Source organism: Sphingobacterium sp. ML3W, assembly GCF_000747525.1.
Lineage (GTDB): Bacteria > Bacteroidota > Bacteroidia > Sphingobacteriales > Sphingobacteriaceae > Sphingobacterium.
On the sequence record NZ_CP009278.1, the window covers coordinates 91,118 to 109,088 of the forward strand.

The following is a 17,971-nucleotide window of genomic DNA, read 5'->3' on the forward strand; positions in this document are numbered from 1 at the left end:
CTGACTTGAAGCAGAAAAAAGTCCGCCAGGAATATAATATAGCCTATAACACTATGCTACTGGTATTTAATCAATAAATGGGTTGTTTTCTTCGCTGAATCACACATAAACATCACTTAAACACCTTGTATCTGGAGTTGCAACAATAAAGTGAACATTCAGTTAAGCTGCAATCTTTCGTTTTATTAATTTTTTTCCAAATTCTTCTGGGGACATGTCTCCCAGCGCTGAATGTAATCTTTTGCGGTTATACCAAGTCTCTATATATTCAAAAACGATAAGTGCGGCCTGCTCTTTATCAGTAAATATATAATGGTATACACACTCGATTTTCAATGTTTTAAAAAAGCTTTCTGCAACACTATTATCCCAGCAATTTCCTTTCCTGCTCATACTTCTAATTATCATCGGGTTTCTATCCAATAGACATTTGAATTCATCGCATGCGTATTGTACTCCGCGATCAGAATGAAAGATTAGTTCTTGTATGATCGGACGATTTCTTTGTGCCATCTTAAAAGCAGGGATTACGGATGCAGGATTATAACTACTGCAGACCACATGAAGCGTTGAATGGCAAAACGCCAATGGAGTATAAAGCCCTGCCGGCAGCGTGTTCCAATTAATCCAACTTGAAAAAAGTTGGATTAATTGGAACAGATATTATAAATTTGAATTCTCGTCAGCAGACCGGTTCGAAATCCGGGAGGGGTACACTCTGCTTCTAATGCAGAGTCTAAAAAGCTTTTTAGTAAAGGAGCGAAGGCACCATCTTTACCATACAGTGATTTGCCCGAACGCAATTGCTCTAGGGCTTTTTGCTTCATTTGCTCGTAATCGAGCTGCTCATCTTTTCTCATTTTATAAACTGTGTCTCTAAGTTAATAATTAACCAGTTGACACAGTTTATTTTACACCCTCTTTTCCGTACTGATCTAATATTTGCTTTCATAAAGAGTTTTAAAGAATAACCCAAGTCATTTTTAACTACTTACACAGTTTTTCGGACAGTGCCTATTTATAATTCTTGAAGTAAAAAAAAAGGCCAGTTTTTTATAAAACTGACCTTAACTAATTGTGGTAATTGGCAATCATATTTATAGCTTAACTATTATTTCTTCGTTAAATTAATATCCGTAGGTATTGAAAATGATCGATCTAACATTTTACCTCCTCTACCATCGTCTCCATTGATTACAATAGTTTCTGGATTCTCTAATTTCCATCGAAGGTTACCATTATTTAGCAATTCAATGTTTAATATTCCATATTTATCTTTCGTAATATCATAAAACCTACCAAAACTCGCCTTATCAGGCTTTTCAGAGCTTACATTTCCAGTACTATACTTTGTTGTATCACAACTAATCTCTATTCCATTCTTCTCATAACAGTAATAAACATGCAACATATCCAAATATACATCTGGTCCCTTTAAAAAAGCTTTCCCATATTCGATTTTGATTTCAAAAAAATCGACTCCATTTTTATAAACCCACGTCCCTATAAAAGACTTTGATCGTTCTTTAGTTTCTTTACTTTTATAATAAGCTCCTTTTTCTAATTTACCGATGTCTTTACCTTTTTTATACTCAATTACCTTTTGAGCATATATAAAATTACCACTTAGAACTACTAATATAATAACGAGTATATTTTTCATTTTTTTGTATTTTAATTACAATTACTTAATTGAATATTACCATTAACCTCCTTAATGTTTGTCCAAGTACTAAAATCACTACTTCCTTTCATTAATTTTAATCCTGAATTTTCTAATGCTTTTAACAAAGCTAACTCTCGAGCTTCTATTTCTGATTTTTGAAATGTTATTTTATTTATATCATAATAATTATTATAATAATTCTCTAAGTCTTTAATACCTAAAGTAGAGTTAAGGTTTGTACTACCAAAAGTATTAAAAGCTGTTGTATTTTCAATCATTAATACATACGAAGTTCCATGACTGGAGACAACTCCTGCAGTAAATGTCGATAAGTTCTGGATATTACCACCTTGATACAATTGGTAAATAGCTTGCATATCCGCAATTGAAAATGTAGAAAAACCAATTCCAACATGAGTGTGCAAATACCCACTAATAGGGTTCGGTGGTGTAAAGTCTATAAAATGAGTATTCGAATCTCCTTGTATTGCTGTGTAGGTGGTCGAAGTTCCATTAGCAGTCATTAAAAAGCCTTTTTCGTAATCTACATTTAGGCTTGCTTTTAATTCATTGAGTTTTCCTTTGAATTCGGGATCGTTAGCTTTCTTTTTCATTTCTTTACACGGATTGGTTGCTGCTTCCTCAGGATTGTTATTCCCAGCTCCGCCACTGCCACCACCATAATGCCAGCTTCCAGAATTAGAAGGGTTTGCACCACTTCCAGTTTGTGGTCCATAACCTAACCATACATCTATAATACCTCCATGTCCACCAGGAGGAGATGAACTCCCATCCACCTTTACAGGGTCTAATATGCCCCCATCAATTGGATCATCAGGTATAAACCCAATAACACCTTTATTGTTTTGTTCTCTTGATTTATAAACTAAGTAATGCGTGATACTACCATCTTTTACATTATAACCACTAGAAAAATTCCCTTGTAAATCTGTAATAAGAATTACCCCTGTAAAGTTTTCATCGGAACTGTTCTGATCGCGTTTCATACTAAAAACTCGTGCAATAATTCGATCTTCCAATTTAAATAATACTACTCTACTATAATATTTTGGATATGCAATAACGGCAGGAATTACGGTTATCTTCTGATCGCTATTAATCAATGGTTCATAAGTAATTTGGCCTTGAAATAATGTTACAAAATCTGTAGATAGTGGAACTGTTTCATCTTTGCCTTTTTCACCTGTTTTGAAAAGTTCATTATTATAAAGATAAGCTTTGGCTTCCTCTAGAGTTACTGTAGCAATACCTTTAGAATTTGGTTTATTGAGTTCTTCCAATCCGTTGTCGTAGTGGCTACAACTATAAATAATACACAGAAACATCAATAAGTAGTAGTAAATTTTTATTCTCATAATAATATTTAATTATTCATATCATTATGCATAAGTATAACAAAAAAATAAAAAAACAAAGACATTACAGCTCAAATACTATTTGTAATCAAGCATTTACGGTTTTACCGTAATTTCTATTAGGCTCAGGGGATATTTGGGCAGCTGGGTAAAATTTCCTGCTAAGGGTAATAACAATTTGTATATTTGCTATAGAGCTAATGGAACCATGTTGAAATACAAAGCAGTAAGAACCATTACCAAATCGTTACCTAACCTCTTTGATAATCTCCATAAAAGCTTAGTATTTAAGCGATACGGTTTTTCTCTGAAAACTTTACAAAAAAAAAGCAGGATAGTTAAATCCTGCTTAGTTCAATTCATTTTTCTAACTTCCGTCAACTCCGTTCAGCAATTTACGAAGATCTTCGTAACGATAGTACATCAATCCACCAATTTTAGTATAGGCTAGTGTACCATTTAACCGGAGGTTTTGAAGTGTACCTGCCGAAATTCCTAATAATTTACGTACCTCATAGCTTTTCAACCATTCCTTTGGTTCTTGTGCCGATTTTCTCATATAAGGTGAATGTCTTTTGATTTCTTCAAAAAGTTCTTTTTTAAAACTTTCAAGGTCCTCTCGGGTGATAAGTTCTACTTTCATTTGCATTTCATTTTTAAAATAATTTTATGAAGGACAGAATAGTCTTCAGCTATCAATTCTGCCACTATGAATACAAATGAACTGAAAGTAACTAAAGGCTTTAATAAACTGGTATCCAAAGGCACCATTTGGCTAGAAAAGGCATATCTTACCTGATGCATCCTTTATAATATATTCTATTAAGGAAAGTGATCTTAGTAAGATAGCCCAATCCATTGCATAGGACTATCCCTTTACAGCCATTCGCTCCCTTAGATTCTGCATATCCTCGCTAAGCTTGTGTTCTACAACTTTTGCATAGATCTGTGTAGTACGTATTGAAGTATGTCCAAGCATCTTGCTGACAGATTCGATCGGAACACCGTTACTCAAAGTTACAGTGGTAGCAAATGTGTGTCTCGCAAGGTGAAACGTAAAGTTCTTATTGATTCCACAGATTTCAGCAATTTCCTTTAAGTAACCGTTCATTCGCTGGTTGGAAACAACTGGAAAAAGGGTACCCTTTGCTAAAGCTATGGGGTGGTCTTTATATTTCTTAATCAATTGTACCGCTTCCGGTAAAAGGGGAACCCTAACCGTTGTGTTCGTTTTCTGTCGGTTGGTCATTAACCAGTCCCGACCGTCGATTCCTTTAACGATGTTCTCTTGGGTTAGGTTGAATATATCAATGTAAGCAAGCCCCGTGTGACAACTAAAGAGGAACATATCAAGTACAGATTGCAATCGTTCTATTTTAAAGTTTTTCTTGCTTAGTACCTTTAATTCCTCTTTTGTAAGATGACCTCGTTCTACTTTGTCGAAGTGTAGTTTATATTTGGAAAAGGGATCCTTCTCCAGTAAGTCCATCATAACAGCCATATTTACGATTTTCCGCAAACGCTCCATATGTTTCATCACTCCATTATTATTAAGAGCTTTATGATGATCAACAGATTCATAATTAATAAGGAAGTTTTCAAAATCCAAAATGAATCTATAGTTGAGTTCATCCAGTGATATATCGCTTTTGTTATATTGATGTTTAACAAACTTTTTGAGATAGTTTTCTGTCGTGTAATAGTTCTTCATGGTACCTGGTGCAAGTTTTCCAATAGCTACTTGCTTATGATACTCAATCATCTTTAACAAGGTCATCGCTTCTTCTATATCCTCACCAAGGTATTTAGCTTTAACGGCATCCACCGAAACTGGTTTGTTTTGCTGTATCAATTCTTGATAGCAATCAAAAATCAATGAACGCACCTGTTCCATGTGACTGTTCAATTTTACGATTTCTTGCCGTTTACCTTTTGCTCTTCCTTTTGCTTCGTCCCAATTGTTAATCGATACTTTGCTTTTTAAGGAAATTTCAGTTCTGCGACCGTTTACTGTAATCCTTGCATAAACAGTGGCCATCTCATCTTTCTTGTTCTTGGGTAAACGTAACACGAATTGAATCCCAAAGGTGTTTTTACTCTTCATATCCATTTATTTTATGTTCAACTCATACTCTTTGGAGCAGTTCTCTCATTCCAACCGTTGGATGGAATGCAGTAAAGAAGTCAAACAATCATAAATAGCATCAAAATAAATGTTATAAATATATGATTTACAGTTATTTATAAGCTATTCGGTGAGTAAATATAAAACTTAAAAAGACTCACCGTTTAACTCACATTTAGATTGATATTGATTGGGGTTTCTTGATATGATATAAAACAAAAAACCCGCAAATTCATAGAATTTGCGGGTTTTCGACCTTACTTAGTGTAAGTGTTGTCGGGGTGGCAGGATTCGAACCTACGACCTCCTGCTCCCAAAGCAGGCGCGATACCGGGCTACGCTACACCCCGAAAAGGTATCTCCTTTTGTTTATTGTGTTGCAAATATACAACGATATTTAGTAATGTCAAATTTAATTTCACCCCTTTTAAATAAAGCGCTGGTTATCTGACAAATAAATTTTATTTAATAAAATTTATAATCCGTTTTATTGCAAAAACAGTCCTTATTCTCGATTAATTATGATATCATACAAGTATTTAATAACATCTAAATCCAACTTAAATCTGAATTATAGGTATAATTCAACAGTATAATACCCGCCAATACAAATGCATTGTTAGAAAAATGCACATAATATAATGCCGAAATTATGAATAAAATACCATAACAACTCAAAAATGACGGTACAATTGAAATCACTATCCATCAGAAAACATTAAGCAAGCGGAAAAGAAGGAAGATCCGACTCAGTCATTCTTTCATCTTAAATATAAAATGAGGCATTCCTATCTCAAAAGAATACGCTTACTGCAGTAAAAGCAAAAGATAATATGCGGGTAAGAAATATACGCGAGGCTATGCCTTATTAGGTATAACCTCTCGTATAAAATCGATTAAACAAACAAGAAACGCGCATACATTTAAATTTTTAAGTAGCCAAATAGTCTACGTTAATCGATATGGATGCAAAACTTAGCCAAAACAGCAGATATCATTCCGAACAGAGATCTCCATGAGATAAACTGCTCTCATAGAGACGCATGCTCCTAGGCTTTAGGAGCATGTAGATGCATTTTAATATATCGCATTTGGTCTATCCTTGAAAAATTATTCAGAAATTTTTATAACAACACCATAACACATAATCGTTAACACTATGGAAATCAGCAATACTCTAAATTTTATTCAGGCACGTATCGACTGACTTAGCATTTAATAGATAAAATTTCCTTTGTCACTCACATTCATTCGACAACTAAAGTCAACCGTTATAAACTACTTCCGACAATCATCACTCAAGCATAGTTTGGCTAACGCACATTGTGTGTATGATTATCCTTGAAATTTTTTTGATACTAATTTTGAACATATAATCTCCTGAAGTTACACTCATTTTATCCGGATCTATGTAAAACATCTCCCATTTCATGCACCGTAATCATATTTTGAGAATCTAAAATCGACCTTAGTAATATATAAAAGACAGAGATATCGGATAATGTGTCCAAGAGAACGTGACCCTGGGATGGTCACCGATAACTGCCAGGAAATGGTACCGACCTAATTTCCAGTCCATTGCAGTGTTTTGAGGCAAGGCCATCGGTTGCTGGGTGATGTCCGGTCCGGCCGTGCTCTCCCCCAGAAAATACGGAACACAAAAAAGCCCTTGCTATCCTGCAAGGGCTTCTGTATAAAAAAAGGCACCGACCTACTCTCCCACCTGTTACGGCAATACCATCGGCTCTGGCGGGCTTGACTTCTCTGTTCGGAATGGGAAGAGGTAGACACCGCCGATATAGGCGCCTAAAATAAGGTTATCAGAATATAGCAACACTATCCATTATGGATAAAGTGACCATCTGATCTATAGACAATTGAAAGAAAAACTAAAAGAGGAAGACAACAGTGTCTGCGTTGCTTGAGAAAGCTTCGGGTGATTAGTATTGCTCAGCTATGGTATCTCTACCTTTACACCTGCAACCTATCGACGTAGTAGTCTTCTACGGCCCTATAAGGAAGTCTCATCTCGTGGCTAGTTTCGCACTTAGATGCTTTCAGCGCTTATCTATTCCCGACGTAGCTACCCAGCCGTACACCTGGCGGCATAACTGGTTTACCAGCGGTCAGTCCATCCCGGTCCTCTCGTACTAAGGACAGATCCACTCAAACTTCCAACGCCCACAACAGATAGGGACCGAACTGTCTCGCGACGTTCTGAACCCAGCTCGCGTGCCACTTTAATGGGCGAACAGCCCAACCCTTGGGACCTTCTCCAGCCCCAGGATGTGACGAGCCGACATCGAGGTGCCAAACCTCCCCGTCGATATGAGCTCTTGGGGGAGATCAGCCTGTTATCCCCAGCGTACCTTTTATCCTTTGAGCGATGGCCCTTCCATACAGAACCACCGGATCACTATGTCCGTCTTTCGACCCTGTTCGACTTGTTGGTCTCACAGTCAAGCAAGCTTATGCCATTGCACTCCTCGTACGGTTACCAAGCGTACTGAGCTTACCTTTGAAAGCCTCCGTTACCTTTTTGGAGGCGACCACCCCAGTCAAACTACCCACCAAACAATGTCCTCGATATAACCGAGTTAGAAACCGGATACAGAAAGGGCGGTATTTCAAGGTTGATTCCATGACTCCTAGCGAAGCCACTTCAACATCTCCCGCCTATCCTACACATCCTGTACCCAATTCCAATGTTAAGCTATAGTGAAGGTGCATGGGGTCTTTCCGTCCCGTTGCGGGTAATCGGCGTCTTCACCGATACCACAATTTCACCGAGCTCATGGCTGAGACAGCGCCCAGATCGTTACACCATTCGTGCAGGTCGGAACTTACCCGACAAGGAATTTCGCTACCTTAGGACCGTTATAGTTACGGCCGCCGTTTACTGGGGCTTCGATTCAATGCTTCTCTTACGATGACATCCCCTCTTAACCTTCCAGCACCGGGCAGGTGTCAGGCCTTATACTTCATCTTTCGATTTTGCAAAGCCATATGTTTTTGTTAAACAGTCGCCTGGGCCTTTTCACTGCGGCTTCTCCATTGCTGGAGGAAGCGCCCCTTCTCCCGAAGTTACAGGGCCATTTTGCCGAGTTCCTTAGCCATGATTCACTCGAGCACCTTAGGATTCTCTCCTCGACTACCTGTGTCGGTTTACGGTACGGGTTTTTATAACCTGAAGCTTAGCGGGTTTTCTTGGAAGTCTGTTTACCTGCTCTATCAACGCCGCCGAAGCTTTGCTGTACTATTGGGTTTCAGCAGGGTCGGCGGATTTGCCTACCGTCCCTATACCTACGCCTTTCAACGAACTATTCCGTCAGTTCGCGGCAGTGTCACTACTCCGTCACCACATCGCAGTTATAAAAAGTACTGGAATATTGACCAGTTGTCCATCGGCTTGCTCCCTTCGGATGCGCCTTAGGCCCCGACTAACCCTGATCCGATTAGCGTTGATCAGGAAACCTTAGTCTTTCGGTGGGCGGGTTTCTCACCCGCCTTATCGTTACTTATGCCTACATTTGCTTTTCTATGCACTCCACGACCCATTACCAGATCGCTTCACCGTAAATAGAATGCTCCCCTACCAGATGTATCTAATGATACAAATCCATAGCTTCGGTAATACACTTGATGCCCGTTTATTATCCACGCCCGGCCGCTCGACTAGTGAGCTGTTACGCACTCTTTAAATGAATGGCTGCTTCCAAGCCAACATCCTAGCTGTCTAGGCAACCGGACCTCGTTAGTTCAACTTAGCGTATATTTAGGGACCTTAGCTGATGGTCTGGGTTCTTTCCCTCTCGGCCTTGGACCTTAGCACCCAAAGCCTCACTGCCGGCCATATCTTATAGCATTCGGAGTTCGTCTGGATTTGGTAGGATTTGACTCCCCCGCACCCAATCGGTAGCTCTACCTCTATAAGACTCTATGCCGACGCTGTTCCTAAAAACATTTCGGGGAGTACGAGCTATTTCCCAGTTTGATTAGCCTTTCACCCCTACCCTCAGGTCATCCGAAAACTTTTCAACGTTTATCGGTTCGGTCCTCCATTACATGTTACTGCAACTTCAACCTGCCCAAGGGTAGATCACAAGGTTTCGCGTCTACCTCATCTGACTATGCGCCCTATTAAGACTCGCTTTCGCTTCGGCTGCGTGGCTGAACCACTTAACCTTGCCAGACAAGAGTAACTCGTAGGCTCATTATGCAAAAGGCACGCCGTCACTGCACCTGGCAGCTCCGACCGCTTGTAAGCACACGGTTTCAGGTTCTTTTCACTCCTCTGTTCGAGGTTCTTTTCACCTTTCCCTCACGGTACTAGTTCACTATCGGTCTCTCAGGAGTATTTAGCCTTATCAGATGGTGCTGACAGATTCCCACAGGGCGTCTCCGACCCCGCGGTACTCAGGGTACTGCTAGGCTAGCATTCTATACGTGTACCGGGCTATCACCGTTTATAGCTGGGCTTCCCATCCCATTCCACTTCTGTTTGCTAATGCCACTTCGCAGCCCTACAACCCCACTGATGCCGTAACATCAATGGTTTGGGCTCTTTCCCGTTCGCTCGCCACTACTTGGGAAATCATTATTATTTTCTTCTCCTACGCCTACTTAGATGTTTCAGTTCAGCGCGTTCGCGTATTATACAACATACCTTCAGTATGCTAGGTTGCCCCATTCGGAAATCTTCGGATCGAACTCACATTTGCTGATCCCCGAAGCTTATCGCAGCTTATCACGTCCTTCATCGCCTCTGAGAGCCTAGGCATCCCCCGTGTGCCCTTATTTACTTTCTTCACCTCATAGCCCTTTTGCTACTATGGGTTGCTTTTTGATATATATAACCATGATGCTACGCATTAATCCGTTCGGCCTTGACCGAGGGTCTTCATAATACATCGAACACATCACAGTATTGTCTCTACTGTTGTCTTCTCTTGTAATTTTTTTCTTTCAATATGTCAAAGAACTCTTTGTCGCCCTTATAATGAACACAATATCTTGGTGTTCGGGCAGACCTGTGGAGAATATCGGAGTCGAACCGATGACCCCCTGCGTGCAAGGCAGGTGCTCTAGCCAGCTGAGCTAATTCCCCGTATCGTTTTATGGTAGTCCCGAGCAGATTTGAACTGCTGACCCCTACATTATCAGTGTAGTGCTCTAACCAACTGAGCTACGGGACTAGCTTATCATTCTCTCTCTGGACCATCCTACAGGGATGGGCACATTTCTTCAAATGTTTCTTTTTGTTTCTTAATATAAATCATGTGTATACGTAACGAGCTTCAATCTTGAATGCTCTAGAAAGGAGGTATTCCAGCCGCACCTTCCGGTACGGCTACCTTGTTACGACTTAGCCCCAATTATCGGTTTTACCCTAACACGCTCCTTGCGGTTACATGCTTTAGGTACCCCCAACTTTCATGGCTTGACGGGCGGTGTGTACAAGGCCCGGGAACGTATTCACCGCGTCATTGCTGATACGCGATTACTAGCGAATCCAACTTCATGAGGTCGAGTTGCAGACCTCAATCCGAACTGTGAATGGCTTTTAGAGATTAGCATCATATTGCTATGTAGCTGCCCGCTGTACCATCCATTGTAGCACGTGTGTAGCCCCGGACGTAAGGGCCATGATGACTTGACGTCGTCCCCACCTTCCTCACTGTTTGCACAGGCAGTCTGTTTAGAGTCCCCGACATAACTCGCTGGCAACTAAACATAGGGGTTGCGCTCGTTGCGGGACTTAACCCAACACCTCACGGCACGAGCTGACGACAGCCATGCAGCACCTAGTTTCGTGTCCCGAAGGACTGATCCGTCTCTGGATCATTCACTAACTTTCAAGCCCGGGTAAGGTTCCTCGCGTATCATCGAATTAAACCACATGCTCCTCCGCTTGTGCGGGCCCCCGTCAATTCCTTTGAGTTTCAATCTTGCGACCGTACTCCCCAGGTGGATAACTTAACGCTTTCGCTTGGACGCTTACTGTGTATCGCAAACATCGAGTTATCATCGTTTAGGGCGTGGACTACCAGGGTATCTAATCCTGTTTGATCCCCACGCTTTCGTGCATCAGCGTCAATGCTAACTTAGTGAGCTGCCTTCGCAATCGGAGTTCTAAGACATATCTATGCATTTCACCGCTACTTGTCTTATTCCGCCCACTTCAAATAGATTCAAGTCCTACAGTATCAAAGGCACTGCGACAGTTAAGCTGCCGTCTTTCACCACTGACTTATAGGACCGCCTACGCACCCTTTAAACCCAATAAATCCGGATAACGCTTGGATCCTCCGTATTACCGCGGCTGCTGGCACGGAGTTAGCCGATCCTTATTCTTCAGGTACATTCAGCTACTTACACGTAAGTAGGTTTATTCCCTGACAAAAGCAGTTTACAACCCATAGGGCAGTCATCCTGCACGCGGCATGGCTGGTTCAGAGTTGCCTCCATTGACCAATATTCCTTACTGCTGCCTCCCGTAGGAGTCTGGTCCGTGTCTCAGTACCAGTGTGGGGGATTCTCCTCTCAGAGCCCCTAGACATCGTAGCCTTGGTGAGCCGTTACCTCTCCAACTAGCTAATGTCACGCGAGCCCATCCATATCCTATGAATATTTGATCATCGAGTGATGCCACTCAATGATGTTATGCGGTGTTAATCTCTCTTTCGAGAGGCTATCCCCCAGATATGGGTAGGTTGCTCACGCGTTACGCACCCGTGCGCCACTCTCATCGGTTCGTAGCAAGCTACTCCCCGAATCCCGTCCGACTTGCATGTATTAGGCCTGCCGCTAGCGTTCATCCTGAGCCAGGATCAAACTCTCCATTGTAAAATGAAGTGTAAGATCAAGACTATTTATAATAAATAGAATTGTCTTGTATTTTATTTCTGATTCTAAAATTGAACAGGTTGATTTTTTTTAACTTTCGTCGTTTCTCAACACTACTCGTTACGTTACATGATTATATTTTTAAAGAACTTTTTCCGCTTCCGCATCTCGCTTCGGCTATATGATGTCGGCATTGCGCCGTTATCGATCTTGTTTTTGATTCCCTTCGTTTCCGTTGGGACTGCAAAGGTAGAGATCTTTTTGGTATATCCAAAATAAATGTGAAAATTTATTTTTGGAGACCTTTTCGATTTCTGCGTCTAAATAACATAGACCCTCTTTTTTTCATTGTCAGCTCTTTCGAACCGACCGTTCCTCCCTTGCGGAGTGGTGCAAAGATAGACCATTTTTATATTCACTTCCAAACGTTTTCTTGCTTATTTATTGAGGAAGAGGTTAACTTGCTGTATCATTGGATGATTTATTTTTTGAAGGAACCGCATAGAGGCCCATTATCAGGGAATATGATGTCTTTAAGGCCGATTCTGCATGTCGGATACGATGAATCAATACTTTACTATTATTCGGTAGGCTCTTTTTTTCAATACTGGCCAAATCTTTGATTGTATCGAATCCACGGGCTATCCATTCTACGAACACATACTGAATGTACTGGGGTATATCGTAAATGTTTTACTCCCTTTATATATACGGGTACTTATATATAGGTGCACTTATATACTTGCTATTAATAACCTACTATAGGCGTTATCAATAATTGGCTCTTTTTGGCTCTAGATTAAAACCATTAGATTAAAAGGTTCGACAATTGGGTGTAAAACGAAATGACACCCACCGATTCAACAGTTGAAAACACTTTTTGCTGCTTATCCATTATGAATGGCAGCCTCGCCCATTAGATTACAGAACATGATCCATCGTCCGGCTATTGTAAATGGAACCCACTGGTGCTCCTATGTGATGGGGATTTCACGAGGATGCATACTAATAACGACAAAGAATAAACAGATAAGGGACCAACAGAGTTTCGGAAAGAAAATGGACGCTAGTAATGACAAAGCAATTAAATAGGAAGAATAGGCTCTAAGTAAATATCGGGTAGATCAATGGATTGGTACATCTTGATATAATCTTCGCTATTAACCCGATTATTGGAGAGCTTTAATAGAGTAATTCTAGAGGTTTACCTCTAGGAACCCTCTATAAACCCTCTATTAAAGCTCTAGTGTTCCTGTATTAATTACCTATATGTATATAAGATGCTACCTGCTTACTAAGCTCCCTTAGACAGTAACAATAAACGTAATACGGATCAGCTTGAAATATACAGGTCCATAAGCAAGAAAATGAATACCTTGCTATGGACAATGCAACGTCTTCATGCCAACTTAGGCACTTATCCGCTCTTTCAGCATGATGAGTCTACCTTTCATATGCTCCAACTGAGATAAAACGGCTTTCTTACCTTCAGGTTCAACAACCATAAAGTCAATCCATACAATATAAATTATAAGATCCAAATTTACCATAAGATATACCGCAGTACCTTAATATGGCGATAGACAGTATTGTCGCGATATAAAGAGTTTAGTTATAATGGGTGTCTAAATGCGCATAGTTAAATCTTTTACAAAAAATGATATCTTTGCATGCATACTGCAAAATCAATCAATAGGCATAAATGACGGCAACCAATTATATATACTTCAGTGATTTATTAGGAACCATGCTTTTTGCTATTTCAGGAGCAATGGCGGCCAACCGTCGTAAAATTGACATATTTGGGGCAACATTCACCGGATTTGTAACCGCAATAGGTGGGGGATCATTACGTGACTTCTGTTTAAATTTACGTCCTATATGGGTGGATGATGGCAACTACTTAATCGCTATCTTAATAGGTGTGTTTCTCGCTGCTATCCTCAACGATCAGTTAGACAAGTTCTCTAGGACACTGACTCTCTTTGACGCCATGGGAATTGCCTTTTTCACGATAGTTGGACTACAAAAGTCACTTATGTACGAAAGTTCCATTATAGCGGCAGTCATTTTAGGCATGTTTTCAGCTGTAATGGGAGGGGTTATACGTGACACGCTAATGAATGAGACTCCCTTGATCTTCAGAAAAGAAATATATGCAACAGCCTGCTTGTCCGGAGCTATTCTATTTGTCTGTTTAGCCTATTTTGGTGTCGACGAAGGCATAAATGCATTTATCAGCGCACTCTTAGTATTCATGGTAAGAATCTTAGCCGTGAAATATAGATTTTCACTGCCCATAATAGGTGGATAAAATAGAAAAAGCGTTAATTGTAATTAGCGCTTTTTCTTTAGAAATGGAAATTTCATTTTATACCCAACACGAACCATACCCTTAGAAATGGTATCCAATTTGTTTTTCAACATGGTTTTCTTCAAAGAAGATAACTTATCAGTAAATAACTTACCTTCGATATGATCGTACTCATGTTGCACGACGCGAGCTGCTAACCCCGTCAAATCAATCTCATGTTCTTCGAAGTTTTCATCCAAATAATTAATTTTAATATTGGGATGTCTCATTACGTCTTCATTAATATCCGGAATACTTAAACATCCTTCACTAAAAGCCCACTTATCTCCTGATTCTTCAACCATAATGGGATTAATAAATACTTTTTTGAAATTTTTCAAAACTTCTTTTTCATCTTCAGAATCTTCAGCAAACGGAGTCGCATCGATTACAAAAAGACGAATGGGTAAACCAACTTGCGGTGCTGCAATTCCAACACCATTTGCCGCATACATCGTCTCAAACATATCAGCAATCAATTGCTTCAAGTTTGGATAATCCTTATCTATTTCATCTGCTACCTTACGCAATACTGGATCGCCGTAAGCCACAATTGGAAGTTTCATACTTTTTATTTTTAGAAGGACAAAGGTAAGCATTAAAATTCATTCGAAAACCAGACATTGTATGTAATAAATCATATTTTTGTTGATTGCTATGACGGACTCTTACAATCAAATACAACAGCGCTTTTTTGATCAATTAGTGCAGGCTCTCCATCCAGAGGTTCTTATTGTCGAAAAAAAACCTTTTTTCACAATTATAACAAGTGCTATTTTACCGTTTAAAATTCATCTTTACGGACACAATATCCAGGAAAGAATAAAAAGCGGAATGCAAAAGACCGTCCATATCGATGAAGACGTCTTAATGAGCAAATATGATATTATCTTAAAAAGAATACTTGCAATAGCCCTTCATCAAAAGAAAGCATACGCAAGAAATACGGTTGTTGCTCGTGTAGATAAGAAAAACACCATACTTTTTTTAGAGGAAAATCATTTACAAGGGGCGATGCCTGGAAAATACCGATATGGTTTATTTTTAGATGGGGAGCTCATTTCACTTGCAGTATTTAGCGGAGGGAGGAAAATGCCCGAACTAAACATCGAAAACTACCGGTCATTTGAATTGATTCGATTTTGCAACAAACTAGGTTATAATGTAGTAGGGGGGATAAGTAAATTGTTAAAGGCTTTTGTTTCAGATTTTCAACCCAATGACATCATGACCTATACGGACAAAGACTGGAGCCAAGAGTCCACGCTAGAAAAAATAGGTTTTGTCAAGAAATCAGAAATTCCACCACTCAAATTTTGGGTCAATGGAACGACAAGAACACTCATAAAAGATGAGATACAATATGCAGCACTACAAAAAGAATTTCCAAATGGTTATTTAAAGGAAAATTTAGGTAGTCTAAAACTGATTCAATCTATAAAATAAAATCATTTTTTGTATCTTGTCATTAATCTAAATCATAAAATATTAAATATATCATCATGAAGAGAAAACTACGAATGGGTATGGTCGGAGGTGGCAACGATGCTTTCATTGGAGCCGTACACCGTATCGCAGCAAATATGGATGGCAAAATCGAACTCGTATGTGGTTCATTTAGTATCAATCCTGAAATTAACAAACAGTCAGCTGAAGATTTATTCATTCCTGAAAATCGCTGTTATGCCAACTATGAAGAGATGATTTTAAAGGAAAGTCAACTTCCTGAAGATGAGCGCATGGATTTTCTAACGATTGTTACACCCAATTTCATGCATTATCCTCCCGCGAAGATGGCGTTAGAAAATGGATTTAATGTTGTCATTGAAAAACCAATGACCTTAACATTAGAGGAAGCTAAATCATTGGAAGAAATAGTTAAAAGTACAAATAAAACACTATGCCTAACGCACACATACTCGGGTTATCCCATGGTAAAACAGGCAAAAGCAATGGTGAAGGCTGGTCATTTCGGAAAAATCCGCAAAATTGTTGTGGAATACCCTCAGGGATGGTTGAGTAAATTAACAGAGCGCGAAGGAAACGCAGGTGCAGCATGGCGTGCCGACCCAACTAAATCTGGTAAGTCATTAGCAATGGGTGATATTGGTGTTCATGCGGCTCACCTTGCCGAGTATATCTCTGGTCTTAAAATCACTGAAGTAAATGCAGACTTAACCTCATTTGTAGAAGGAAGATACCTAGACGACGATGGTTCTGTTTTATTACGCTTTGAAGAAGGTGCAAAAGGAATGCTTTGGGCTTCACAAATAGCTGCAGGTGAAGAAAATGCATTGCGAATCCGAATCTATGGTGAGCATGGTGGATTCGAATGGGCTAACGAAGACCCTAACAATCTAATTGTCAAAATGTTGGGAGAACCACGTCAAACATTACGTACTGGAAATGCATACAGTGATCCAAATCAATTAAGTTCATTCGCTACGCATAATACACGTATTCCTGCGGGACATCCTGAAGGATTACTAGAATCATTCGGTAATATATACCGCAATTTTGCACAAACAGTATCTGCAAAATTGGAAGGTAGAACACCAACAGCAGAAATGCAAGATTTCCCTCAGGTACACGAAGGGGTAAGGGGCATGGCTTTTATAGAAAATGTTGTAAATAACAATAATGGTTCTGAAAAATGGACTAAATTTGTTGTGTGATAAATAAACAACAACTATTCCTTTCTCCTTTGGCATTGTCAGAACTGCCAAAGGAGAAAGTTATTGTTATTCTAGGGCCAACTGCCTCTGGGAAAACAGCATTAGCAGTCAAAATAGCAAAAGAAATAAAAGCCGAGATCATTAGTGCTGACTCCCGTCAGGTATATCGAGATATGAACATCGGCACAGGCAAAGATCTATGCGAATACGGCGATGTTCCATACCATCTTATCAATATTTGCGAACCAGGTGAAAAATATCATTTAGGTCAGTTCATAGCAGACTTTCAACAGATCTATCAATCCCTATTGCTTCAGAAAAAACGAATCATATTGTGTGGTGGCACTGGCCTATACATTCAAAGCGTTATTCAAGGGAATAAATACGCTCAGATTCCAAGTCTACCTGGTTTTAAAGAGGGGCTTTACGGTTTCGAAATGGACCAACTCCTAAACCGTCTATCCCAATATGATAAGCCTCATGATTTTTTTATTGATCTATCGACAAAGAAAAGAATCATCCGTGGGATAGAAATCTTAGAATGGCTCAAAACAAATACCATCCCATTGAGCACCAACGAAAATCTTGACTCCATTGTAATCGGTTTAAATCCAGAGGTATCACTAAGAAGACAAAAAATATCAAATCGATTGGACCAACGATTACAGGACGGTCTTATACAAGAAGTACAAACACTTATCAAAAAAGGGATAAGCCATGCTGAACTTCAATACTATGGTTTAGAATATAAATATGTTTCCAAATATCTTTTAGGTGAATTGACATATGATGATTTTCACAAAAAACTAGAAACTGAAATACATCGCTATGCAAAAAGACAGATGACCTATTTTCGTAAAATGGAAAAAGACGGAATAAAGATTAATTGGATTGACTAGAGTCGACACTCTTATAAACAGAAAAAGGGTT

At 39.6% G+C, this 17,971-nt stretch carries 11 protein-coding genes, 3 tRNA genes and 3 rRNA genes; 4 read left to right on the top strand and 13 right to left on the bottom strand.

The genetic code is table 11. The annotated features are described in order from the left end of the window. Nucleotides 1-162: 162 nt before the first annotated feature. The 12 genes from KO02_RS00450 to KO02_RS00505 form a co-directional block, all read right to left on the bottom strand. Nucleotides 163-513, bottom strand: coding sequence for an IS3 family transposase (locus KO02_RS00450; protein WP_051959701.1), 351 nt, complete (start codon nt 511-513; stop codon nt 163-165). A gap of 134 nt (nt 514-647) precedes the next feature. Continuing rightward, a complete protein-coding gene (locus tag KO02_RS00455) occupies nt 648-860 on the bottom strand; it encodes a hypothetical protein (protein ID WP_051959702.1) in 213 nt (70 codons plus the stop codon). A gap of 251 nt (nt 861-1,111) precedes the next feature. Next, complete coding sequence (locus KO02_RS00460) at nt 1,112-1,663, bottom strand: DUF6705 family protein (protein ID WP_038694902.1); 552 nt, start codon at nt 1,661-1,663, stop codon at nt 1,112-1,114. 11 nt (nt 1,664-1,674) lie between these two features. Then, nucleotides 1,675-3,042, bottom strand: a complete 1,368-nt coding sequence (locus KO02_RS00465; protein WP_144243236.1) for a hypothetical protein — start codon at nt 3,040-3,042, stop codon at nt 1,675-1,677. A 367-nt stretch (nt 3,043-3,409) separates the two neighbouring features. Then, nucleotides 3,410-3,685, bottom strand: a complete 276-nt coding sequence (locus tag KO02_RS00470) for a helix-turn-helix domain-containing protein (RefSeq protein WP_038694906.1) — start codon at nt 3,683-3,685, stop codon at nt 3,410-3,412. 225 nt (nt 3,686-3,910) lie between these two features. After that, nucleotides 3,911-5,146 (bottom strand): site-specific integrase, encoded by a 1,236-nt coding sequence (locus KO02_RS00475; RefSeq protein ID WP_038701910.1) that lies wholly within the window; start codon nt 5,144-5,146, stop codon nt 3,911-3,913. A gap of 297 nt (nt 5,147-5,443) precedes the next feature. Beyond that, nucleotides 5,444-5,517, bottom strand: a tRNA-Pro gene (locus KO02_RS00480). A gap of 1,348 nt (nt 5,518-6,865) precedes the next feature. Continuing rightward, nucleotides 6,866-6,977 (bottom strand): 5S ribosomal RNA (gene rrf / locus KO02_RS00485). Between the two features lie 111 nt (nt 6,978-7,088). Continuing rightward, nucleotides 7,089-9,975: ribosomal RNA gene (locus KO02_RS00490) — 23S ribosomal RNA — on the bottom strand. Between the two features lie 225 nt (nt 9,976-10,200). Next, a tRNA-Ala gene (locus tag KO02_RS00495) sits at nt 10,201-10,274 on the bottom strand. 11 nt (nt 10,275-10,285) lie between these two features. Next, nucleotides 10,286-10,362 (bottom strand) — tRNA-Ile (locus KO02_RS00500). Nucleotides 10,363-10,483: 121 nt separating this feature from the next. Further along, nucleotides 10,484-12,013 (bottom strand): 16S ribosomal RNA (locus KO02_RS00505). Together the 16S, 23S and 5S rRNA genes with 2 tRNA genes alongside form the textbook arrangement of a ribosomal RNA operon. A 1,702-nt stretch (nt 12,014-13,715) precedes the next feature. Here KO02_RS00505 and KO02_RS00520 point away from each other — a divergent pair. Then, the gene (locus KO02_RS00520; protein WP_038694912.1) at nt 13,716-14,327 is read left to right on the top strand and encodes a trimeric intracellular cation channel family protein; all 612 of its coding nucleotides are present in this window, start codon (nt 13,716-13,718) and stop codon (nt 14,325-14,327) included. A 23-nt stretch (nt 14,328-14,350) separates the two neighbouring features. On the opposite strand, the gene def is transcribed toward KO02_RS00520, so the two are convergent. Next, a complete protein-coding gene (gene def, locus KO02_RS00525) occupies nt 14,351-14,932 on the bottom strand; it encodes a peptide deformylase (protein WP_038694914.1) in 582 nt (193 codons plus the stop codon). A gap of 91 nt (nt 14,933-15,023) precedes the next feature. On the opposite strand from def, the gene KO02_RS00530 reads away from it, so the two are divergent. From KO02_RS00530 to miaA, 3 genes are read left to right on the top strand one after another with little or no spacing between them, the layout of a single operon-like run. Beyond that, complete coding sequence (locus KO02_RS00530) at nt 15,024-15,812, top strand: hypothetical protein (protein ID WP_038694916.1); 789 nt, start codon at nt 15,024-15,026, stop codon at nt 15,810-15,812. 56 nt (nt 15,813-15,868) lie between these two features. Beyond that, the gene (locus KO02_RS00535) at nt 15,869-17,041 is read left to right on the top strand and encodes a Gfo/Idh/MocA family protein (RefSeq protein ID WP_038694918.1); all 1,173 of its coding nucleotides are present in this window, start codon (nt 15,869-15,871) and stop codon (nt 17,039-17,041) included. After that, a complete protein-coding gene (gene miaA / locus KO02_RS00540) occupies nt 17,038-17,940 on the top strand; it encodes a tRNA (adenosine(37)-N6)-dimethylallyltransferase MiaA (protein WP_081918272.1) in 903 nt (300 codons plus the stop codon). Before KO02_RS00535 ends, miaA begins: the two co-directional genes overlap by 4 nt. Nucleotides 17,941-17,971: the final 31 nt, after the last annotated feature.